Origin of the sequence: Rhizobium sophorae (genome assembly GCF_013087515.1) — a bacterium.
GTDB classification, from domain to species: Bacteria; Pseudomonadota; Alphaproteobacteria; order Rhizobiales; family Rhizobiaceae; genus Rhizobium; species Rhizobium sophorae.
In genome coordinates this window covers 184,667-206,703 of record NZ_JABFCN010000055.1, presented here as the reverse complement: position 1 = coordinate 206,703, position 22,037 = coordinate 184,667, and the positions used below count along the sequence as shown (strand labels likewise).

Genomic DNA, 22,037 nt, shown 5'->3' with positions numbered 1-22,037 from the left:
ATGCCTGGGACGCGCTGACGCCGATCGAGGAGACGCTGCGTTTCCTCGACGATGCGGTTTCCTCCGGCAAGATCGGCTATTACGGCTTCTCCAATTATGTCGGCTGGCACATCGCCAAGGCCTCGGAGATCGCCAAGGCGCGCGGCTATACCCGCCCGGTGACGCTGCAGCCGCAATATAACCTGCTGGTGCGCGACATCGAGCTTGAGATTGTTGCGGCCTGCCAGGATGCCGGCATGGGTCTGTTGCCGTGGTCACCGCTCGGCGGCGGCTGGCTGACCGGCAAGTACAAGCGCGACGAGATGCCGACGGGCGCCACCCGCCTCGGCGAAAACCCCAATCGCGGCGGCGAATCCTATGCGCCACGCAATGCGCTGGAGAGAACCTGGGCAATCATCGCTGTCGTCGAGGAGATCGCCAAGGCGCATGGCGTCAGCATGGCGCAGGTGGCGCTCGCCTGGACGGCGGCGCAGCCGGCAATCACCTCCGTTATCCTCGGCGCCCGCACGCCGGAGCAACTCGCCGACAATTTGGGCGCCATGAAGCTCAAACTCTCCGACGACGACATGGCCCGGCTCAACGAAGTGAGTGCACCCCAGCCTTTCGACTACCCCTACGGCAAGGGCGGTATCAACCAACGCCATCGCAAGATCGAGGGCGGCCGCTGAGCCTTTCGGCTGCAAGCAAACGAAGCCTGTCCGCTTCTCGCCGAGGCGGACAGGGATATCCAGGTCTAGGATGATCGGCCGGCGCTTTGGGGCGCCGGTCGGTCGCCCGCGCTGCCGAATGTCTTCAGGTAGATCGACAGAAGCTGCGTCTGCGAGGAGATGCCGAGCTTGCGGTAGACGTTGCGGCGGTGGACCTTCACCGTGCCCGTCGAGATGTTGAGCCTGAGGCCGATCGATTCCGAGGAATGTCCCTGCAATACCAGATCGACGATGGCGGTCTCGCGGCTCGTCAGCTTGAGGTCGTGCCAGACAGTGTCGGCCGGCTGCAGCGCCTGCGCCGCCGCACCGCGTTTCCTCCCCGTCCTCATGCCGGCATCGCGTTGCGCGTCGAAGCGGGCGCCGAGTCCCGGCCAGAAATGACGGACCAGGCTCGTGACCAGTGGCTCCGCCTTTTTCAGAAGCGCGAATTCAGCCGGCGGAAACGGGCCGGTCTTTTCCCGGCGCATCAGCGACAACACGACGGTGATGTCGTCGTCGAGCGTCACGAAGAAGCCGATCTCCTCGGCAAGCCCGGTCTGTACATAGTAGCTTCTATAATATTCGCTGGAGAAGAAGCGGTCGGGCGCCAGCTCGCGCATGCGGAAGACGCCAGGGCGACGCGCGCGGGCGGTGTGGTAGAACGGGTCGAGCAGATAGGGACCGACCTGGTAGAGGGTAACGAAAACGACGTTCTCTTGCGGGTCGAAAGTGCTGTAGAGATCGATCGGCCGCTCCTTGCCGCGATAGGCAAAAACCACGACATAGTCGAAGCGTACCAGCGCCACCATCATCCGGCGGAACGTCTCTCCAAACTCTGCATCCGCCATGGCGGGCTTTCCGACAGTGGCGTCGAAAGCCTGAAACAGCGCCTCGAGATCAATGCTCATCGATAGCCTCCCTCAACCGTCTCATCAGGAATGCCTGCAATTTCATATACACCTTCCACGAAGAGATGTGAGGCAGAATACCTCTTTCGGGGTATATACCGCGTGGGAGACCCGGGCTTAGTCTTTCCTTAACGACGGTGGCAAAAAGGCAGCGGTAGACTGCCCGTACCAACCAACCGCAGGGAACAGACGTGGCATCCGCTTCGACGAACGATATCGAATTCCGTTCGGTCACCAAGAATTATGGCGCGGTGACCGCCGTGACGGACATAAACCTGAATGTACCGAAGGGTGCTTTCCTAGCTTTGCTCGGCCCCTCCGGCTGCGGCAAGACGACATGCCTTCGCATGATCGGCGGCTTCGAGCAGCCGAGCGAGGGCGCCGTGCTGATCGACGGGCGGGAGATGAACGGCGTTCCGGCCTATCGCCGCCCCGTCAACATGGTCTTCCAGCATTACGCGCTGTTTCCGCATTTCAATGTCGAACAAAACGTCGCCTATGGCCTGAGACAGATGCGGCCGAGGATCGCGGCCGCCGAGATCAACCGTCGCGCGGCCGAAGCGCTCGAGATGGTGCGGCTCGGCGGGTTTGCCAAACGGCGCATCCATGAAATGTCCGGCGGCCAGCAGCAGCGCGTGGCCTTGGCGCGGGCGATCGTCAACCGGCCATCGGTGCTGCTGCTCGACGAGCCGCTGGCAGCACTCGACAAGAAGCTGCGCTCGGCCATGCAGATCGAATTGCAGACGCTGCAGCGCGAGCTCGGCATCACCTTCGTGCTCGTCACTCATGATCAGGAAGAAGCGCTGTCGATGGCCGATGTCGTCTGCGTCATGAGCGCCGGGCGGATTCGCCAGCTCGGCACGCCGCAGGAGGTCTACGACCGCCCGGCCGATCTCTTCGTCGCCGATTTCGTCGGCAAGACCAACAGGATCGGTGCGACGATGGAAGCCGACGGCAAAACGCTGCGCCTGGCCGACGGCTCGGCGCTCGCGGCGGGCGCCCGGTCCGGCCTTGTCCCAGGCGAGGTCATCGTTGCGATCCGCCCGGAAGCGATCCGGCTGACGCGGGCTGCCGTCGGCAGCACGTCCTTTGCCGGCACGGTCACGCACCGCATCTTCCTCGGCTCTTCGGCCGAATATGCTGTCACTGTTCCGGGGCTGGGCGATTTCCTCGTCACCGCCGACCGGCGCAGCATGAAGGAGAGCGATCTGGTCGAGCCGGGCGAAGCGGTCTTCCTCGGCTTCGATCCCGGTATGGCCCACGTCTTTCCAGCCCACGTCTTTTCAGCCCAAGTTTCTCCGGAATCCAGTGCATAAACCAGAACAAGGGAACAGATCATGTGCAAGGACTACAAGGATAATCTACCCATTACCCCTGAAGGCTTCATGGACGAGTTCATGCGCCTGAAGCGCGGCTCCGTCAGTCGCCGCCACTTCCTCGGCATCACCGGCCTCGGGCTTGCGGCCGCCGTGCTTTCGCGTTTCCCCGGCGCGCTGTCGACACCCGCCTATGCCGAGGATCTCGGCACCCAGATGTCGATCGCCACATGGCCGAACTACCACGACCCGGCGACCTTCGAGAACTTCAAGGCGGCGACCGGCGTCGCCGTCGAGGTCAACGTTTTCGGCTCCAACGAGGAAATGCTGGCCAAGCTCCAGGCGGGTGCCTCCGGGTGGTCGCTCTTCGTGCCGACCAATTACACGATCTCCACTCACCACAAGCTCGGCCTGATCGACGAACTCGACCTGTCGAAGATCCCGAATTTCAGCCAGGCGACGGAGAATCCGCGCTTCACCAAGGAAGGCATGATCGACGGCAAGACCTATGCCGTGCCGAAGAACTGGGGCACGACAGGGTTCTCGGTCAATACCTCGAAGATCAAGACCAAGCTGTCGAGCTGGAAGGACTTCTTCGAGATCGTCCAGACCGAGGCCGACGGCCGCGCCATGGTGCACGACTATCAGCTGACGACGATCGGCAGCGCGCTGGTCTCGCTCGGCTACGGTTTCAACTCGATCAAGGCGGACGAACTCGCCAAGGCGGAGGAACTGCTGATCAAGGTCAAGCCGCACCTTTTCGCCATCAACAGCGACTACCAGCCGGCCATGCGCGCCACCGACGCCTGGCTCACCATGTGCTGGACCAATGACGGCGCGCAGCTGAACCGCGACGTTCCCGAGATCGCCTACGTGCTCGGCACCGATGGCGGCGAGATCTGGACCGATTATTACGCCATCCCGAAGGATGCACCGAACAAGGCGGCGGGTTATGCGCTGCTCAACTACCTGATGGACCCGGCCAATGCCGTCAAGGAGCACATCGCCAACGGTGCGCCGACGACAGACAGCCGCGTCATCGCGCTGCTGCCGAAGGAGATCACCACCAACAAGATCGTCTATCCCGACGAGGCGCAGCTGACGCCGCTGGAATTCGGCGCGGCGGTAACGCTGACCGATCCCGGCCGCGCGGAGCTAATGGCGCGCTTCAAGTCGGCTTGATCCGATCTCGCCTTCTCCGCAGCGGGGAGAAGGTGGCCCGAAGGGTCGGATGAGGGGGCGACAGATGCTGCCTTTCGCTTGAGCTCAAGGCATTCGTCGCTTCGCTCCTCATCCCCTCATCGCCTCGCTTTGCTCGGCACTTCTCCCCGCTGGGGAGAAGAGGGAGAGTGGGGCGCCGACAGTTGCTCTTTCAAAAAGTCGCGTGGACTGAAATGCCCTTTGCACCGAACACGAAAAAACGCCTCGTCACGGTCGCGCTCGTCGCGCCGGCCAGCATCTGGCTGTTCGTGTTCCTGGTGCTGCCCTTCATCGCCATCATCGTCTTTGCCTTCGGCGAGCGGGCGCCCGAGGGTGGTTATCAGGCGGCCTTCACCTTTGCGCAGTTCGCCAATCTCGGTTCGCGCGCCGCAGCCTTCAAGAACACGCTGATCCTTGCGCCGATCGGCGCCTTCGCCTGCCTGCTGGTCGCCTATCCGGTTGCCTATTACCTGGCCGTCAAGGCAAGCGCCAAATACCGGCTGCTGCTGGTCTCCCTCGTCGTCGTGCCCTTCTGGACCAGCCTTCTGGTGCGCACCTATGCCTGGATGTACATTCTCGGTGCCCGCGGCATTCCGCATCTCTTGGAGATGGTCGGCATCGAAAATGTCAGGCTGCTGAACACGCCGGGCGCCGTGCTGCTCGGCATCGTCTACGGCTACCTGCCGCTAATGATCATGCCGATCTATGTCAGCCTCGAAAAGCTCGACCGCCGCCTGCTGGAGGCTTCTGCCGATCTCGGCGCGCGGCCGCTTTCGACCTTCTTCGGCATCACGCTGCCGCTGTCGCTTCCAGGCGTGATGACCGGCATCGCCCTTGTCACCATCCTGCTGCTCGGCGAATATCTGATCCCGCAGCTGCTTGGTGGCGGCAAGGTCTTCTTCATCGGCAATGCGTTGGTCGACCTCTTCCTGCAATCGCGCAACTGGCCGTTCGGCTCTGCAATCGCCGTCACCCTCGTCGTCGTTGTCGTCATCGTGCTTTTGATCGCCATGCGCATTGCCTGGCGCGTTGCCGGTACCCGCCAGGTGGATCTCGTCTGATGCGCGCGCTGGTCACCGCAGTCTACCTGTTCCTCTACACGCCGATCGCGCTTGTCGTGCTGTTCTCTTTCAATGCCGGCCGCAATGCCAGCGAGTTCACCGGCTTCTCGACACAATGGTATGGCAAGGCGCTCGCCAACACCTTCCTGATGGAAGCGCTGCAGAACAGCCTGATCATCGCCTCTACCAGCGCCGGGCTGGCGGCCATTTTCGGCACGATGGCGGCGATCGGCATGGAGCGGCTCGGCGCCCGCACGCGAGCGGTCTTCGACGGGCTGTTCGCTGCGGCGATCGTTGTTCCCGGCGTCGTCATCGGCATTGCGACGCTGGTGGCGCTGGTCGAAGTCTTCGGCTTCGTCAATCCACTGATCGCCGCCGTCTGGCAAGGCGAACAGGCGCCGAAGCTTTCGCTCGGCTACGGCTCGATCATCGCCGCCCACGGCCTCTTCACCATGGCGCTGGTGACGATGATCGTCAAAGCGCGAATCGCCGGCCTCGGTCGCGACATCGTCGAGGCGTCGAGCGATCTTTACGCCACGCCCTTCACCACCTTCCGCCAGATCGTGCTGCCGCAGATCCTGCCGTCGATCCTTGCCGGTTTCCTGCTCGCCTTCACCTTCTCCTTCGACGATTTCATCATTGCCTTCTTTGTTGCGGGCTCGAACACGACACTGCCGATCTATGTCTTCGCCTCGATCCGACGTGGCGTGACGCCGGAGATCAACGCCATTGCCACCATGGTGCTCGTCGCATCGCTGGGACTGATCCTCATCGCGCGCTTTCTGATGCGCGAGAAAACAACAAACTGAACGGGAAACACCGATGATTCTTGAAAATCGCATCGCGATCGTCACCGGAGCGGGGTCGGGCATCGGCCAGGCGGGTGCCTTGATCATGGCAGGGGAAGGCGCGTTCGTTGTGGTGGCCGACCTGAATGCCGCCAATGCCGCGGAGACCGTCGGTCGGATCGAGGCCGCCGGCGGCAGGGCCGAGAGCCTTATTCTCGACGTCACCGACGACGTGGCACTCGAAGCCGGCATCGCCGCGGTCGCCGAACGTCACGGCCGGATCGACATCCTCCACAATCATGCCGGCGCACAGGTGGCGGGCGATCTGGAACAGGTGGCCGTCGAGGGGTTCGACAGGTCGTGGAGCCTGAATGTCCGAGCGCATTTCATGGCGGCTCGCTTCGTCATGCCGCTGATGAAGAAGGCCGGCCGCGGCGTCATCCTCAACACCTCCTCCTCGTCTGGCGTGCTCTACGATCGCGAGATGATCGCCTATACGACGACGAAACATGCCGTCATCGCTATGACACGGCAGATGGCGGGCGACTACGCCAGGTTCGGCATCCGCGTCAACGCGCTCTGCCCAGGCTGGGTGGATACGCCCTTCAACGAACCGTTCATCGCCCAGATGGGCGGGCGCGACGCGATCGAGGCCTATATCGCCGAGAAGGTGCCGCTCGGACGCTGGGCTAATGTCTCGGAGATTGCGGAGCCCATTCTCTTCCTCGTCTCGGACCGCTCGTCCTACGTGACCGGGCAGATCCTCGTCGTCGACGGCGGCGAGACCATCGTATGACCGTGGTGAAACGGGTTTGCACCATTGCATCCGGGTGATTTTAGGTCGGTTCGGCTTATAGTCATCCGGATCTAAATCAAAGAAATCTGAGCGCGAAAAAGCCGCCATGTTTCCATGGCGGCTTGGCGGCCTGTCTGCTTGGGAGGCGATTTTAGGCCGGAAGCTGGAAGATGACGTTGGCGATCAGGACGATCGCCAGGCCGCCGGCGAGTGCGAGATAGGGCAGCATGCCGGCTTTCTTGACGCCGAGGTCCTGGCCGACCAGGCCGAGATCCTCCATCGCACCGGCCGGGAACTTGCCGCCGTCGCGCACATAATGGCGATAGGCGAAGACCGGCAGGATCAGGGCGGCGAAGATGAAGCCGACCCAGAGCGCATTGGAATAACCCCAGACCTTGGCACCCGCACCGAGGAACAGCGCATTGACGAAGGCCAGCACGGTATTGAGGCCGATCAGCCAGGTCGGCGCCTTCCAGGGGCGTTCGATATGGCCGGAATCCATCCGGTGGATCCAGCCGGAATTGAGGTTCAGGAAGTTGAAGATGATGTAGCCGACATTCGAGACGGCGAGCACGAAGAAATAGCCGCCGACATCCGAGGCGATCGCCAGCAGGAAGAGATTGAAGGCGAAATCGGTCCACATCGCCCTGGTCGGCGCGCCGTGTTCGTTGACGTGGTCGAGATATTTCGGCAGCCAGCCATCTTTCGAGCCCTGGTAGAGCGTGCGCGAGGAGCCTGCCATCGCCGTCATGATGGCGAGGAAGAGCGCCATGATCATCAGTACGACGAGCAACTGGGTGATGACCCTGCCGGCGCCGATCAGGCCGCCGAGCGCTTCGGCAACGCCGGTGCCGTCGACGATGCCGGGGGCCAGCATGCCTGCATGGCCGAGAACGCCCTGGAAGGCGAAGGGCACGAGGAAGAAGAACAGGCAGCAGGCAAGGCCGGAATAAAAGATCGCCTTGAAGGTGTCGGTCTTCGGGTTCTTGAGTTCGCGGGTGTAGCAGACCGCCGTCTCGAAGCCGTAGGTCGACCAGGCGGCGATATAGAGACCGCCGAGGAAGAGCGTCCAGCCGCCATTGCTCCAGGTGCCGTCGGTAGCGGCATAGGCGGCTGTCGGCGGCACGAGACCGGTGACGTTGGTGGCAAGGATCTGGCCGCTGACGATCGGGTAAAGGCCGATGATCAGCAGCGGCACCAGCACGATGATTGCCAGCCACTTCTGCACGCTTGCCGTTTCCGAAATGCCGCGATGCTGGATGGCGAAGATGATCAGCATCAGGATGCCGCCGATGAAGAAGGTGGCGTTGATATTGGCGGTGGCAAGGAAGGGAATATTGAAGCTCAACAGCGACCAGCTGCGGATCGCCGGCGTCAGGGCGGCGACGCCGTCGGTGCCGAGCAATGCCTTGACGGCGTCATCCGGCGTGGTGCCGGCATGGGCCGCGATATATTCGGCGACGCGGGGGCTGTCGGCCGTGACGGAAGCGGCATGCGTTGAGATCCAGTCGAGGACCATCTGCGAATCCGCTGCCGGAATCGGGTAGAATGCGTTGAGGATGTAACCGGCGGCGATGGCGCAGCCGAGCGATAGCACCGGCGACCAGGCAAACCAGTTGCACCAGACGGAGAGCGGCGCGATGAATTTCGAATAACGAAGCCAGGCCGTGGCGCCGTAGACCGAGGCGCCGCCGGATTTGTTGGCGAACATGCCGGCGATTTCGGCATAGGTGAAGGATTGCAGGAAACCCATCACCATCGAGATGATCCAGACGACGAAGGCGAGCTTGCCCGTCGTGCCTGCGATGCCGCCGATAGAGAATAGGACGAGCGGCGGCACGCCCGCAGCCACCCAGAATGCGCCCTTCCAATCGAGGGCGCGTATAAGCTTACCTTCGGTGCCGGACGAAATCCCGGCCTCCACAGCGTCTGTCATCGTTGAAATTCCCCATTATATCTGTTCCGGACGTATCTTTTGTACGTCTCCCTGAACGTGTCTCCCTCATTGTCTCAAGTCCGCCCGGATGATTTTGGCGATCCGTGTTCCCGACGGATTCCCGAGTCTGAACTCTTTATGCATAGTGAAGATATTTTCTTTTTAGTCAACATCGCTTTACTTTCTCCACCCATTTTGTAACCTGTGTTGGCGTGCCCGAGGGCACGCCCGATACCCATGAGGGCAGCATGCGAGAACTTCATCCTGCTATGAGCGGCCTGCGCCCGGCGACTGCGAGCCTCGTGCATTATCCCGGCATTCCCGCCCTGCCGGAAGGAACCGAGCGCTACCGGGCAAAGGGCGGCGGATCTGTCGTCATGCGCGTCGAGCCGGGCGACCGCGTCAGCGTCATTGACAGCGAGGGCGGGCAGGTCTGCGAGATCTCTTTCCTCGACGAAAAGGGACGCTTCCGGGCGGCCGGTCTTGGAGCGGCATTCAGCAATTCAGCCGAAGGTTTGAAGGCGATTCTTCAGGCAGAGGATGAGAGTGCTGCCCGCATGCGTGCAGCACTTCAGCGGCGTGGCGCCGATCTGGCTTCGGCCGCAGCGCTCCGCATTTTCGGGGCAGGATCGACCTCAGGCAGCCAGGCGGATTTCACGATTGCCATGAAGGGTCTGCTGATTGTCGCCGCACCCGCCGCCGCCATGTCGCCGGAGGCGCAGGATACAGCGACGCCGATCGAGGTCAGGATCAGGCGCAGCCAGCTGATCCGCGACTATGCCGCCGCCCTGCCGGAGCCGGCGGCCGATCCGGTCGAGGATATCCGCATCCGGGCGGCGACCGCCGCGGCCTATTTCGTGCGGGCCGGCGAATTCATCCAGATCATCGACGTCTATGGACGCCAGTGCACTGATTTCCAGGCTTTTGCCGCCCGCAAGGTCGACAAGGGTCTCGACCTCGCGCTGGATTCCACCGTCACCCGCACGCTGCTCGGCCGCAGCTATCCGATGCCGGGTCTGCCCTCCAAGGCCTTCGACCGCGACTTCGAGCCGCTGGTCGAAATCGTCCAGGATACGGTCGGGCGCCACGATGCTTTCGCGACCGCCTGCAATTCACGCTATTACGACGACATGGGTTATCCCGGCCACGTCAACTGCACGGATAATTTCAACGCTGCGCTGGCGCCCTACGGCATTGCCAGCCGCAAGGGCTGGGAAGCGCTGAACTATTTCTACAACACCAATATCGACCACAACAACCAGCTCTATCTCGACGAGCCCTGGTCGCGTCCCGGCGATTACGTGCTGATGCGGGCGCTGACCGATCTCGTCTGCGTCTCCTCGTCCTGCCCTGACGATATCGACGCCGCGAACGGCTGGGATCCGACGGATATCCACGTCCGCACCTTTTCCGGAAAAGAGAAATTCTCACGAGCGGTAGCCTATCGCATGACCCCAGATGCAGACGCCGAACTGACGCGCGAAACCGCCTTCCATCCCCGCCTCTCCGCCTCGACGCGGGATTACACCGAATATCGCGGCTACTGGCTGCCGAACCGCTTTTCCAGCGAAGGGCCGGTGGAGGAATACTGGGCCTGCCGCGAGCGCGCCGCCGTCATCGACCTATCGCCGTTGCGGAAATTCGAGGTGACGGGGCCGGATGCCGAGGAACTGCTGCAATATTGCCTGACGCGCGACGTGCGCAAACTCTCGACCGGCCAGGTCGTCTATTCCGCCATGTGCTATGAAAACGGCGGCATGATCGATGACGGCACCCTCTTCCGGCTTGGCGACAAAAACTTCCGCTGGATCGGCGGCGATGATTTCAGCGGCATATGGCTGCGCCAGCAGGCCGAGAAAAAGGGCTTCAAGGCCTGGGTGCGCTCCTCGACCGATCAGATGCACAATATCGCCCTGCAGGGTCCGAAGAGCCGCGATATCCTCAAGGAAATCATCTGGACGGCGCCGCGCCAGCCGACGATCGGCGAGCTCGAATGGTTCCGCTTCACCGTCGGCCGCATCGGCGGCTTCGAGGGTACCCCGATCGTCGTCTCGCGCACCGGTTACACCGGCGAGCTCGGCTACGAGATCTTCTGCCATCCGAAGGATGCGCTGACCGTGTTCGACGCCGTCTGGGAGGCCGGGCAGCCGCATGGGTTGAAGCCGATGGGGCTGGAGGCGCTCGACATGGTCCGCATCGAGGCGGGCCTGATCTTCGCCCATCACGAATTCACCGACCAGACGGACCCGTTCGAGGCCGGGATCGGCTTCACGGTGCCGCTGAAATCCAAACAGGACGATTTCATCGGCCGCGAGGCGCTGATCCGGCGCAAGGAGCATCCGCGCCATATGCTCGTTGGCCTCGACATCAAGGCCAACGAAGCCGTCGGCCATGGCGATTGCATCCATATTGGCCGCGCCCAAGTGGGCGTTATCACCAGCGCCACGCGCTCGCCGATCCTCGGCAAGACGATCGCGCTCGCCCGCATCGACGTGATGCATGCAAGCCCCGGCACCGAGGTCGAAATCGGCAAGCTCGACGGCCACCAGAAGCGCCTGCCGGCGACGGTCGTGCCCCTTTCGCATTACGATCCGCAGAAAACGCGGCCGCGCTCGTAATGCCTGCTTTTGAGGGCGAGGACGTTGATCGGCTTCTTGCGCTGTTGCTGAAGCGCACGTTTTAGCGGCGGCATGCAAACCGACTGAGATGCAACCTCATATTGAGTGTGCGACCCTCAAAAACTAAAAGTTGACAAATTTGGATTGAATGACTATATCTCGATTGTCGATATTGCTTGTTTGACTTTTGTTATCGCACGCTGGCAACGTGCCCTGGACGAACTTCCCTCTTCAAAATCGAGATCATCATCCGTCGTGCTTCCGCACGTGCGGTCGTTCAATTGCTATGAAAGGGTTTGTTATGACCACTGGCACAGTTAAATGGTTCAATTCCACCAAGGGCTTCGGCTTCATTCAGCCTGACGATGGCGGCGCTGACGCCTTCGTCCACATCTCTGCCGTCGAACGCGCTGGAATGCGTGAAATCGTCGAAGGCCAGAAGATCGGCTACGAGCTTGAGCGCGATAACAAGTCGGGCAAAATGTCCGCTTGCAATCTCCAAGCTGCTTAAACTGAAATCTGCTTCCCTTTGACCGCGGATGTACCGGCACTGTCGAAAGCATGATATTATTGAGGTCAGGCACGTTGCCTGGCCTTTTTGCTGCGTCGGCCAGCGGGCTGCTGCGTAATTCCTTAAGCGCGGAATCGATTTAAGGAATTATGCAGGAATTCAAAGCGTTACAGCGTCTTTTGCGCTTCTGAGAGACGCGTGGCGCTGTAATAGAATCCGGGATGAATATGACAGAGACACACAGCAAATCACGCAAGCAGGCGGAGATTGCCTTCGGAAACGTGCAATCGCAGTTCTTGGAGCGAAGCCGCGCGGTCGAAGAGATCGACTCGACAGTGCGGGCTCGCGAGGAAAAAACCTTGCGGTTACGCGAGGCCCGTGAGGCCAAGGAATTGCAGGATCGCTTGACAGCGACGACTGCGCCTGCCGCGAAGCGGAAAAAGAAAATCTGACCTTGCCGCATAATTCCTTAAATCGGATTCGATTTCAGGATAAAATGATGCGGCAGTTCAACGTATTGCAGCGTCCTTTGCGCGTCTGAAGACGCGCGGCGCCCTAGAACAGGATGATTTTAGGCCGGATCGGCCTAAACTCTGAATCCTGTTCTAGATTAAAGAGTTAGAGCATGATGTCGTCCGAAAACCGCGCATACTTTTCGGCATCATGGTCTAAGGTCGAAATCCAACAGTCAGGAAACAGATTTGAAAAACGCCAGAAACAACGAGCTTTCCGATCGCCGCAGCGCAGCTGCCGAAGCCAAGGCCGCTCTCCTCAATGCGTATCGCAACGCCAAGGATACAGCCGAGCCCACAAGGCTGGCAAAGCAGGCGGAGCGTCAAGCCATTGCCGCGGCCAGGGAAGAACGTCGCGCCCAGAGAGAACGTGTCAAGCTCGAGGAGCTGGAGCGGGCTCAGGCCGCCGAAGCAGAACGTCAGGCTGCCGCCGAGGCTGCAGCGCGCGCTGAAATCGACGCGCGCGAAGCTGCTGACAAAGACCGGATCGCTCGTGTGATTGCCGACGAAGCCGCCCGAAAGGCCGAACGCGACCTGCGTTACGCCAATCGCAAAGCCAGAAAGTCCTGATCGTCAGCGCCGCCTGTCGTCACGACAGGCAGCGCTCTCTTTCAAGCGGCCTGCACGGCTGCATTCAGCGGGATTTCGACGTCGATCTCGAGGGTCGAGACGTATTCGTTGCGATCGATCGTCACCTGCACCTTGTCGTGGTCGAGCTGCACGTGCTTTGCGATCACCGCAAGGATTTCCTCGCGCAGCAGGGAGACCAGGTCCGACCCCGCCGAGGAACGTTCATGGGCGAGAAGGACCTGCAGCCGTTCGCGGGCGGCCGGTGCGGTTCTCTGCTTATTGAAAAGACGGAAAATATTCATGCCGCCCTCCGTCCGAAGATCTTGCCGAAAATGTTCCTCTTTTCCTCTGGGATCGCGATCGGCACCGTCTCGCCGGCGAGCCGGCGAGCGGCATCGAAATAGGCCATGGCAGCCGCGCTGCGACTGTCTGCCAGCGTGACCGGCGCACCGATGTTGGATGCCCGCAGAACATCCATGCTTTCGGGTATGATGCCGAGCAGCGGGATGGACAGGATCTCCAGGACATCGTCGACCTTGAGCATGTCGCCGCGTTCGGCGCGGTTGGCGTCGTAGCGGGTGAGCAGCAGGTGCTTTTCCATCCGCTCGCCGCGCTCGGCCTTGGCGGTCTTGGCATCCAGCAGGCCGATGATGCGATCCGAATCGCGTACCGACGAGACCTCGGGGTTGGTGACGACCACGGCAACATCGGCGTGGCGCATGGCGAGCGTTGCGCCGCGCTCGATCCCGGCGGGGCTGTCGCAGATGATCCAGTCGAAATAGCGCTTCAGGTCGTTGATGACGCGCTCGACACCCTCGGCCGTCAGATTGTCCTTGTCGCGCGTCTGCGAGGCCGGCAGCAGGAACAGCGTTTCCAGCCGCTTGTCGCGGATCAGTGCCTGGGTAAGTTTGGCGTCGCCCTGAATGACATTGATCAGGTCGTAGACGACCCTGCGTTCGGCACCCATCACGAGGTCGAGATTGCGCAGGCCCACGTCGAAATCGACGACGACGACTTTTTCATTGCGTTGCGCCAGCGCCGCTCCCAATGCGGCGGTCGAGGTCGTCTTGCCAACCCCGCCCTTGCCCGACGTGACGACGATCACTTTCCCCATCATTGTCTCTCCTTTGCCGTGGCCCCAGTAATTCAAAGTGTTAAAGCGTCCTTTGCGGCTCTCGAAGAGACGCGCGCGCTGTCGTCAGATCAGTTTTTCCGCCATGATCGCGTCGTCTTCGAGCCAGAGCTGAACGGCCTGTCCGCGAAGATTGGGCGCCATGTCTTCCGCCATTTTGTAGATCCCGTCGATTGCAACCAGCTCGGCCTCGAGCTTGCGGCAAAAGATCCGCGCCGATGCGTTGCCGATAGATCCCGCCATGGCTCGGCCACGCAAGGCGCCATAGATATGGACGGACCCGCCGGCGATGACCTCGGCACCCGAGGCGACCGATCCGATGACGGTGACGTCGCCTTCCGGAAAGATCACCGATTGGCCGGAGCGCACCGGCTCCCGGATGACGATCGATTGCATGGCCGGACGCGCCTCCGCCGCTGCCGGTTTGACCGGCGTATCGACGCTCGCTTTGGCTGGAACCTCGATGTCGGAAACCGACCGGCCGCCTTTGAGCGCCGGCGGCATGCCGGATCCGAGGATCGAAGGCCGCGCGCCCTCGATGCCCATGATGCTGACATTGCGCTTGGCAAGTTCGGCAATCAGGTCCTTCAGCTGCGGCCGGTCGATTTGCAGGTCCGTCAGGTCGAGCACGACAGGCCGCCCGAGGAAGAAGCCGGCCGAACGCGCGGCCAGATCGTCCAGCCGGATCAACCAATCATCGATCGGAAGATCCGGGGACAGCATGACCGCGAGGAAAGAGCGGCCCTTGATGCGGATAGAGCGAGCGTCTGTTAGCACTTTGGTCATCTATGTGAAGAAATCGTTGACCATGTCTACCGCTGCTATGGTTAACAAAAAGTTAACGCGGCCTTAATAACATCCACAATCACCTGAGATTTTTTAAGCGCATAATTACCCCAAGCTATTGGAAAAGCGTTGCAATCGCCGGAAGCGCTGCACGGTTAATATTGCCGCTTTCAACCTGAGCCGCAAATCTGCCGCTGCGTGGGGTAAAGCTCAGCCTTCGGCCTTGCGTTGTGCGTTGGAAATGGCGCGTGCGGCCTCTTCCGAGGAGTTGGCAAGCGTGCGCATTTCCGCTGCCAGCACGGCAAAGCCCGATCCGGCCGTGCCGGCACGGGCGGCCTCGATGCCGGCATTGACTGCGAGCAGCTTGAGGTAACGCAGCGATTGCAGGATCTCATTGGTCTTCGAGGCGGTGACGCGCATGTCGGCGGTCTGGTCATCGATTCGCTGATAGAGCGATTCGATGTTGATGATGCTGCCTTCGAGGTAGAGAAGTTCACCCTTCCCGTCCCAGATGCCGCCGCCGGTCTCGGTGACCCAGATCAGATGGCCCATGGCGTGGCGGATGCGGTATTCCATCGTCCAGTCTGTGTGCTTCTCCAGCGCCCGCCCGACGATCTCGTCCATCAGCGGCACGTCTTCCTCGTACATGATCGAAGTGAAGGTCCGCGTGCGGTTGCCGATGATTTCGTCGGCCGGATAACCGAAGATGCGCTCGATGCCGTCGGTCATCTCAAGCATCGTGTAGTTTTCATCGGCTCGGCAGCGGTAGAGAAAACCGCTCATGCGCCCGAGAATGCTCGTTTGAAAATCCATGAAGGCGACATCCGGAGAGAAGAGTTGCAGTCGTCTCGCTCAAAGGCGCGGCTCACAATATGCCGGGGGAGAGTGCACGAGCACCTTCCTCCGGCAATGCAGGCCCGCCTCATCAGTTGCGAAGATATTCTTCCATGGAATCGTCGAGCGCCTCGATCCAGGGCGTATGGTGCGTGGGCGACATGTTGCCGGTCATCAGCGACCGGTAGGCATGGTCACGGAAGCCCATGATGTTGTGGGCCTTGTGATGTTCCCACTCCATGAAGGTCCGGTTGGTGCCCTCGATGTCGAAGCTGGGATAATCGGTTTCGGCAAGCAGTTCCTTCACATAGTCGCCCTGATACCAGATCATCTGCTCCGCATCTTCGAGCGTCTCCTCGCGGGCGCGCCACATGTCGAAATTGGCCTTCAGCTCCTCTTCCGGCGGCAGCGTGATGCGGCCCATCATCACGTCGCGCGCCCACCAGGCCTGCACGTCGAACATGTTGAAGGTGTAGAACTGATCCTGCATGCCGATATAGAAAAGCTGTGGGTTCTTGTCGAAGATCACCCCCTTGTAGAGGCTGTCGGCCCAGAGGCGATTGGCGGTCTTCAGCCGGAGGTCGTCGGGCAGGAAGGGGAAGTGGTGCTGGTATCCGGTGCAGAGGATCAGGGCGTCGACCTCCTTCGTCGAGCCGTCGAGGAAATGCGCCGTGCGGTTTTCGAGCTTCACCAGCAGCGGCCGCTCCTCGAAATTCTCCGGCCATTTGAAGCCCATCGGCTTCGAGCGGTAGCTCGTCGTCACCGATTTCGCGCCGTATTTCCAGCATTGCGAGCCGATGTCTTCGGCCGAATAGCTGCGGCCGACGATCAGGATGTCCTTGCCCTTGAACTCAAGCGCGTCGCGGAAGTCGTGGGCATGCAGCACGCGGCCGTTGAAGGTTTTGACGCCTTCGAAATAGGGCACGTTCGGCGTCGAGAAGTGACCGGATGCCACGACCACATAGTCGAATTCCTCATCATACATCCGGTCCTCGACGCGGTTATGCGCCGTCACCGTGAACTTCTTCGTCTGATCGTCGAAGCGGACCATGCGCACCGGCGTGCTGAAACGCACCCAGTGGCGGACGTTCGCCTTCTCGACGCGCCCCTTGATATAATCCCAGAGCACGGCGCGCGGCGGATAGGAGGCGATCGGCTTGCCGAAATGCTCCTCGAAGGAATAATCGGCGAATTCGAGGCATTCCTTCGGGCCGTTCGACCAGAGGTAACGATACATGCTGCCGTGGACCGGCTCGCCATATTCGTCGAGCCCGGTGCGCCAGGTATAGTTCCAGAGCCCGCCCCAGTCCGACTGCTTTTCGAAGCAGACGATCTCCGGGATCTCGGCGCCCTTCTGGGCGGCCGATTGAAAGGCGCGCAGCTGCGCCAGTCCGGAAGGACCGGCACCGATGACGGCTACTCTTGTCATGAAGCATTCCCCTCTTGATTATATCGTATTGTCCTGCGTGTCAGTCCGGATAGATGCCGGGGCTGGTCGGTGCCCCATCGTCATATTTGGCAAGCCAGTCGATCGTCGTCTCGCGGAAGCGGGTGAGGCCCTTGTAGTCGATGAGCTCAGGCGGCAGCGTCTTCAGTACGCGCGGAAAGCGTCGCGCCCATTTCGGCACGGTGACGAGCTCTTCCATGTTCATCAGGTAGCAGCGGATGACGAAGAGGATGGCGTTCGAGCGCGGCAGGCGCCAGAGGCTCTGCAATTCGACACGCAGATGCACCTTCTCACCGACATTGTCCGGCGTCACCGTGGTGCGGTCGGGCCCCCATTTGTGATAATTCTCCGGGCTGGTGTCGAGCCGCGGATTGATCGTCATCGTCCAGTTGAAGCGTCGCGTCGGCTTGCCCTGCTGCAGGTTCAGCAGGAATTTCAGCGCCCTGTCGAAGACGCCGATCTGGTGGGCGAGCGGCACCGGCCCGTGCCATTCCATGAAGTTCATGCCGATATCGAAATCGAGCGACCAGTCGGCCTGAGTCGTCACCATGCCGGCATCCATCCAGAGATTGCTGTCGCGCTGGTCGACGATGCAGAAATCGCCCTGGGCCTGGCGGGTGATATATTCGAAGGGCTCATAGGGCAGCGTCGAGGCATCGCCGAAGGTGAAGCTGTCGTCGATGCCGAGTGGGCGGTTGATCCAGCGCCACTGGTCGCCGTTGCGGATCAGCGTGAAATGGTCGGGGTATCCTGCCGCCTGCTGTTCCATCAATAGTTCGAGCGTGTCCCACTGCGCGCTCATCATGTGCGGCAGCGCCTGGTAGCGCAGCGGATCTTCCTTCAGCACCAGCGCCCGGTCGTGCATCTCGGCGACATAATGCTCGTCGACGTCGATCAGGCTTTCGTAGACGGTTCCCGGCCGGCCGTGCACATGCGGCTCCATATTGACCGAATACATGTATTCGTCGCGGTCGAAGGGAAACGGGAAACGCCGGATGTTTTCGGGGCTGTTGCGGTAGCTGAAGTCGTTCCGGAAGGTTTCCTGCTTGAAGGCGATTGCCATGTTCGGTCTCCTTGTTCCGCTTTTCCCGATGCCGCTAGAGATCAAGATGAAGCGTGTTTCCCTCGAAGCGGGAAACGCAGATCATCACCTTGCGGCCGGATGCTTTTTCTTCGCTCGTCAGATAGACGTCATGGTGCAGCAGCTTGCCGTCGCAGGTGACGACCCCGGTCTCGCATTGACCGCAGGCGCCGCCGCGACAGAGGAAGGGCGCGTCGACGCCCGCCGCCTCGATCGCCTCCAGCATGCTTTCGTGATGGCCGACCTTCACGGTCTTGCCGGACCGCAGGAGCTCGATCGCGAAGGGCTTGCCGGGCAGCGACGACAGGAACCGTTCCGAATGCAGGTTCTGTTCCGGCCAGCCGGCGTTGAGGCCGGCTTTCAACACGCCGTCGATCATGCCGGACGGGCCGCAGACATAGAGATGTGTGCCGAGCGGCTGGCTGTCGAGCAGCCGCGTCAGGGGGATGGCGCCGCCTTCGGCATCGCAATAGATCTTGATGCGATGTCCGCCGTAACGCTCCTGGAGTTCCCGCCAGTAGGCGCCGCGGTCGCGCGTGCGGATGGCATAATGCAGCTCGAAATTGGCGCCTTCGCGGGAGAACTGCTCCATCATCGCGATGAAGGGCGTAATGCCGATGCCGCCGGCGATCAGAAGATGCTTGCGCCCGCGCCAGTCCGGCTGGAACAGGTTGACGGGATAGCTGACCTTCAGCTCGTCGCCTTGGCGGACTTTCTCATGCATGAAGGTGGAGCCGCCGCGTGAATCCTCGACATGCAGCACGCTGATCTCATAGGCTGCGCAATCATGCGGCGGCGACATCAGCGAATAGGCGTTGCGGCGCATATGGCCGCCATCGTTCATCGAGACGATGACATGGGCACCGCCGGAGAAATAAGGCATCGGTTTGCCATCCAAGCGCTCGAAGCGAAAGCGCTTGACGCGCTCGGCGATCGGCGTGATCCGCGCCACGCGGACAGGAATTTCAGTACCACCGCTCAAAGGAACAACTCCTCCGGATCAGGCGCGCTGCCCGGTTCTTCCGCATCGATATTGACGCCCTGGAAGGCCGCGAGCCGACGCGAATAATGGTCGCGCACCAGAAGCGGCAGCCGGCAATGGCTGCAGGCAAACGGGCTGGTGGTGACGTCGTCGGTGATGCCCTTGCAATGGACGCATTGCACACGCCGGGCCAGCGAGCCGCGATGCTCGGTGATGACGGACGCATGGTCCATACCGTAATCGAGCGCCACGAGCATTGCCTGGCCGATAAAGCCTTCCGTGCCCGAAAGATAAAGCCGCGTGCCCATATGAGCAGTGGCAAGCGAACCCTTCAATCGGAAGAGCAGCGTTGCGATTGTCGGCGCCGTGAAGAACATGTCGGCGCCGAGGCGGCGCAGCGTCTCGTCCAGGCCGGATCCTTGCGAGCCGCGGGCGACATAGAGGATCTCGCTGCGGGAAAGAGCCGTTTCTTCAAGCGCCGGCTGCTGATCGAGCAGAGCCCTGGCACCCTCCCCTTCGAGCGCGAAAATGTGCCGCCGGGCGTTGGGCTGGATGGTCAGGCCCGTGTAGACTGGTCGGCTCTTGATGCCTGCAACGAGCATTCGCGTGCTCCTTAACCTACGGCAGTCCTCTTCTTCTTCTCCGGATCGTCGAAGGGAAGCGTATGGGCGGTGGCGCCTGCCTTCACGGTCTTGCCGCGGACTTCGAGTTTCGTCCCATGCACCGCCTTGTCAACGTCCAGACGGGCAATCGCCATGGATTTCTTCGTCAGCGACGAATAGCTCGGGCAGGTAATGACGCCGACCTTTTTGCCGTCGGCAAAGACTTCGTCGCCGAGATCGGCCGGTCCGTCGGCATCGATCAGCATGCCGAAGATCTTGAAGCGTTCCTTGCCCTTGAGGCGCGCATGTTCCTCGGCGCCACGGAAGCCCGTCTTGCCGGGGCTGACGGTGAAGTCGAGGCCGAGTTCCCAGAGGCTGTCGCCGGGCGGCTGATCGGCGAAGGGGTACATCTGCGAATTGTCGTAGGGATAGAAGAGCAGGTAGCTTTCGACCCGCAGCATGTCGAGAACGGAGAAGCAGCAGGGGATGATGCCCATCTCCTTGCCTTCCTCGACGATTCGGTCCCAGACCATGACGGCGTCCTGGCCGCGCACGAAGATCTCGTAGCCGCGTTCGCCGGTATAACCGGTGCGCGAGATCATAACCGGCGCGCCGAACAGCGTCGTCTGCATATGGTGGAAATATTTGAGGTCGCGGATGCCGGGCACATATTTGGCGAGATAGTCGACCGCGATCGGACCCTGCAGCGACAGGTCGTGCAGGTCGTCGTCGAAGAGCACGGCGCAATTGCGGCCCGCAGCCTGCTTGACGAGTTCCTCGTGGCCGGAGCCCGAACCATGCACCAGCATCCAGGAATTCGGGCCGGTGCGATAGACGATGCAGTCGTCGGTGAAGTGGCCGCGGTCGTTCAGCATGGTCGCATAGACCGAGCGGCCGGGGTAGATCTTCGTCATGTCACGGGTGGTGATGGAGTCAAGCACGGCGATGGCGTGCGGGCCGACCAGGTGCACCTTCTTCAGGCCCGAGACATCCATGATGCCGGCCTTGGTGCGGACGGCGACATGTTCTTCCGACATGTCCTTGTCGTAGGTCCAGGCGGTGCCCATGCCGCTCCAGTCCTCGAGCTTCGATCCCAGAGCGCGATGCCGATCCGCCAAGACGGAGAAACGCCATGATAAAGCCATTGTCCGTTCCCTTATGTTTCCTCTACGGAATATTTATTTCCTGACTATATTCGTCTTTCGCGCCGTGGCAAGCCCGCCCGACATGCATTTCCCAAAACTTTCGGCGCCCCTGCTGCATCCTTCACCGAATGAATGAGGGATGCGGCTACGCTTTTGCCGTCCCTCAACCCTTCTCTAACCCATGCGTTCGGAGGCGTAGCTGCCGGGGCTTGCCGGGAAGACCACGGTGCGGTTGCCGTTGATGAAGGTGCGGTGATGGATATGGGCGTGGATGGCGCGCGCCAGCACCTGGCTTTCGACGTCGCGGCCGATCGAGACATAGTCGTCGGGCGACTGCGCATGGGTGATGCGCGCCGTGTCCTGCTCGATGATCGGGCCTTCGTCGAGATCGGCGGTGACGTAATGCGCGGTTGCCCCGATCAGCTTCACGCCGCGGCCGTAGGCCTGCTTGTAAGGATTGGCGCCCTTGAAGCTCGGCAGGAAGGAATGGTGGATGTTGATGATCTTCCCCGACATTTTCTGGCACATCTCGTCCGACAGGATCTGCATGTAGCGGGCGAGTACGATCAGCTCCGTGCCGGTTTGCTCGACCACTTCCATGATATGGGCCTCGGCCTGTGCCTTGTTGGCCTTGGTGACCGGAATGTGGTGGAAGGGGATGTCGTGGTTGACCACGACCTTCTGGTAGTCGAAATGGTTGGAGACGACACCGACGATATCGATCGGCAGGGCGCCGATCTTCCAGCGATAGAGCAGGTCGTTCAGACAATGGCCGAAGCGCGACACCATCAGCAGCACCTTCATGCGCTTCTCGCTGTCGTGAAAATCGTAATCCATCGCGAAGGGCGCGGCGACGGCCGCGAAACCGGCGTCGATATCGGCGCCCGATAGCCCCTCTTCCGAAATGAAGCTGACGCGCATGAAGAACTTGCCGGTATCGAGATCGTCGAACTGCGAGCTGTCGATGATGTTGCAGCCTCTGTCGGCCAGATAGCTCGAAATCGCCGCGACAATGCCGCGTGTCGACTTGCAGGATACGGTGAGTACGAAGTTCTTCATGCTGTCACTTTCTTCGCCATAGCAAGTGCAGAAGGTCCGATCACGCCGGAGCTTGTTTGCCCCGGCG

General features: G+C 61.3%; 22 protein-coding genes. 10 read left to right on the top strand and 12 right to left on the bottom strand.

The features are described 5' to 3' along the window. Positions 1 to 668 (top strand): aldo/keto reductase (locus tag G9X64_RS30305; RefSeq protein ID WP_171378027.1); only part of this gene is annotated, 668 nt, incomplete at its 5' end. Between the two features lie 65 nt (positions 669 to 733). Here the strand turns inward: G9X64_RS30305 and G9X64_RS30300 are convergent. Further along, positions 734 to 1,594 carry a helix-turn-helix transcriptional regulator gene (locus tag G9X64_RS30300; RefSeq protein WP_168312534.1) on the bottom strand — a complete coding sequence of 287 codons (861 nt, stop codon included), beginning with the start codon at positions 1,592 to 1,594 and terminating at the stop codon, positions 734 to 736. Between the two features lie 191 nt (positions 1,595 to 1,785). Here G9X64_RS30300 and G9X64_RS30295 point away from each other — a divergent pair, with 191 nt between their 5' ends. The 5 genes from G9X64_RS30295 (at position 1,786) to G9X64_RS30275 (ending at position 6,755) form a co-directional block, all read left to right on the top strand. Continuing rightward, entirely contained in the window at positions 1,786 to 2,910 is a 1,125-nt protein-coding gene (locus G9X64_RS30295) for an ABC transporter ATP-binding protein (protein ID WP_171378026.1), read from the top strand. 21 nt (positions 2,911 to 2,931) lie between these two features. Further along, positions 2,932 to 4,092, top strand: coding sequence for an ABC transporter substrate-binding protein (locus G9X64_RS30290; RefSeq protein ID WP_168312532.1), 1,161 nt, complete (start codon positions 2,932 to 2,934; stop codon positions 4,090 to 4,092). Between the two features lie 212 nt (positions 4,093 to 4,304). Next, positions 4,305 to 5,171 carry an ABC transporter permease gene (locus G9X64_RS30285; protein ID WP_168312531.1) on the top strand — a complete coding sequence of 289 codons (867 nt, stop codon included), beginning with the start codon at positions 4,305 to 4,307 and terminating at the stop codon, positions 5,169 to 5,171. After that, the gene (locus G9X64_RS30280) at positions 5,171 to 5,980 is read left to right on the top strand and encodes an ABC transporter permease (RefSeq protein WP_168312530.1); all 810 of its coding nucleotides are present in this window, start codon (positions 5,171 to 5,173) and stop codon (positions 5,978 to 5,980) included. Before G9X64_RS30285 ends, G9X64_RS30280 begins: the two co-directional genes overlap by 1 nt. Positions 5,981 to 5,993: 13 nt before the next feature. Then, positions 5,994 to 6,755 carry an SDR family NAD(P)-dependent oxidoreductase gene (locus G9X64_RS30275; protein WP_168312529.1) on the top strand — a complete coding sequence of 254 codons (762 nt, stop codon included), beginning with the start codon at positions 5,994 to 5,996 and terminating at the stop codon, positions 6,753 to 6,755. A gap of 151 nt (positions 6,756 to 6,906) precedes the next feature. Here the strand turns inward: G9X64_RS30275 and G9X64_RS30270 are convergent, their stop codons facing one another. Beyond that, positions 6,907 to 8,691 carry a trimethylamine N-oxide permease gene (locus tag G9X64_RS30270; protein ID WP_168312528.1) on the bottom strand — a complete coding sequence of 595 codons (1,785 nt, stop codon included), beginning with the start codon at positions 8,689 to 8,691 and terminating at the stop codon, positions 6,907 to 6,909. A 248-nt stretch (positions 8,692 to 8,939) separates the two neighbouring features. On the opposite strand from G9X64_RS30270, the gene G9X64_RS30265 reads away from it, so the two are divergent. From G9X64_RS30265 to G9X64_RS30250, 4 genes are all read left to right on the top strand, one after another. Beyond that, a complete protein-coding gene (locus G9X64_RS30265) occupies positions 8,940 to 11,309 on the top strand; it encodes a trimethylamine N-oxide demethylase (RefSeq protein ID WP_171378025.1) in 2,370 nt (789 codons plus the stop codon). Positions 11,310 to 11,610: 301 nt separating this feature from the next. Next, positions 11,611 to 11,820 (top strand): cold-shock protein, encoded by a 210-nt coding sequence (locus G9X64_RS30260; RefSeq protein WP_003548109.1) that lies wholly within the window; start codon positions 11,611 to 11,613, stop codon positions 11,818 to 11,820. 227 nt (positions 11,821 to 12,047) lie between these two features. After that, complete coding sequence (locus G9X64_RS30255) at positions 12,048 to 12,272, top strand: hypothetical protein (protein ID WP_027687567.1); 225 nt, start codon at positions 12,048 to 12,050, stop codon at positions 12,270 to 12,272. 249 nt (positions 12,273 to 12,521) lie between these two features. After that, positions 12,522 to 12,902: a DUF6481 family protein gene (locus G9X64_RS30250; RefSeq protein ID WP_168312554.1), complete on the top strand. Its 381-nt coding sequence runs from the start codon at positions 12,522 to 12,524 to the stop codon at positions 12,900 to 12,902. A 41-nt stretch (positions 12,903 to 12,943) separates the two neighbouring features. Here G9X64_RS30250 and minE read toward each other — a convergent pair whose 3' ends face one another. The 10 genes from minE to purU form a co-directional block, all read right to left on the bottom strand. Next, positions 12,944 to 13,204, bottom strand: coding sequence for a cell division topological specificity factor MinE (gene minE, locus G9X64_RS30245; protein ID WP_003574994.1), 261 nt, complete (start codon positions 13,202 to 13,204; stop codon positions 12,944 to 12,946). After that, a complete protein-coding gene (minD, locus tag G9X64_RS30240) occupies positions 13,201 to 14,016 on the bottom strand; it encodes a septum site-determining protein MinD (RefSeq protein ID WP_018448670.1) in 816 nt (271 codons plus the stop codon). Before minD ends, minE begins: the two co-directional genes overlap by 4 nt. Positions 14,017 to 14,100: 84 nt before the next feature. Then, on the bottom strand, positions 14,101 to 14,820 hold the full coding sequence (minC, locus tag G9X64_RS30235) for a septum site-determining protein MinC (protein ID WP_171378024.1): 720 nt from the start codon (positions 14,818 to 14,820) through the stop codon (positions 14,101 to 14,103). A gap of 210 nt (positions 14,821 to 15,030) precedes the next feature. Continuing rightward, positions 15,031 to 15,633: a methyl-accepting chemotaxis protein gene (locus tag G9X64_RS30230; RefSeq protein ID WP_171378023.1), complete on the bottom strand. Its 603-nt coding sequence runs from the start codon at positions 15,631 to 15,633 to the stop codon at positions 15,031 to 15,033. Between the two features lie 112 nt (positions 15,634 to 15,745). Then, positions 15,746 to 17,083, bottom strand: a complete 1,338-nt coding sequence (locus tag G9X64_RS30225; RefSeq protein WP_168312524.1) for a trimethylamine monooxygenase — start codon at positions 17,081 to 17,083, stop codon at positions 15,746 to 15,748. A gap of 40 nt (positions 17,084 to 17,123) precedes the next feature. Continuing rightward, positions 17,124 to 18,164, bottom strand: coding sequence for a heme-dependent oxidative N-demethylase family protein (locus tag G9X64_RS30220; protein ID WP_168312523.1), 1,041 nt, complete (start codon positions 18,162 to 18,164; stop codon positions 17,124 to 17,126). A 34-nt stretch (positions 18,165 to 18,198) separates the two neighbouring features. Beyond that, a complete protein-coding gene (locus G9X64_RS30215) occupies positions 18,199 to 19,164 on the bottom strand; it encodes a PDR/VanB family oxidoreductase (RefSeq protein ID WP_168312522.1) in 966 nt (321 codons plus the stop codon). Beyond that, positions 19,161 to 19,766, bottom strand: a complete 606-nt coding sequence (locus G9X64_RS30210) for a dimethylamine monooxygenase subunit DmmA family protein (protein ID WP_171378022.1) — start codon at positions 19,764 to 19,766, stop codon at positions 19,161 to 19,163. Before G9X64_RS30210 ends, G9X64_RS30215 begins: the two co-directional genes overlap by 4 nt. 11 nt (positions 19,767 to 19,777) lie before the next feature. Continuing rightward, on the bottom strand, positions 19,778 to 20,911 hold the full coding sequence (locus G9X64_RS30205; protein ID WP_168312520.1) for an aminomethyl transferase family protein: 1,134 nt from the start codon (positions 20,909 to 20,911) through the stop codon (positions 19,778 to 19,780). Positions 20,912 to 21,085: 174 nt separating this feature from the next. Continuing rightward, positions 21,086 to 21,970, bottom strand: a complete 885-nt coding sequence (gene purU / locus G9X64_RS30200; protein ID WP_168312519.1) for a formyltetrahydrofolate deformylase — start codon at positions 21,968 to 21,970, stop codon at positions 21,086 to 21,088. Between the last annotated feature and the right edge of the window lie 67 nt (positions 21,971 to 22,037).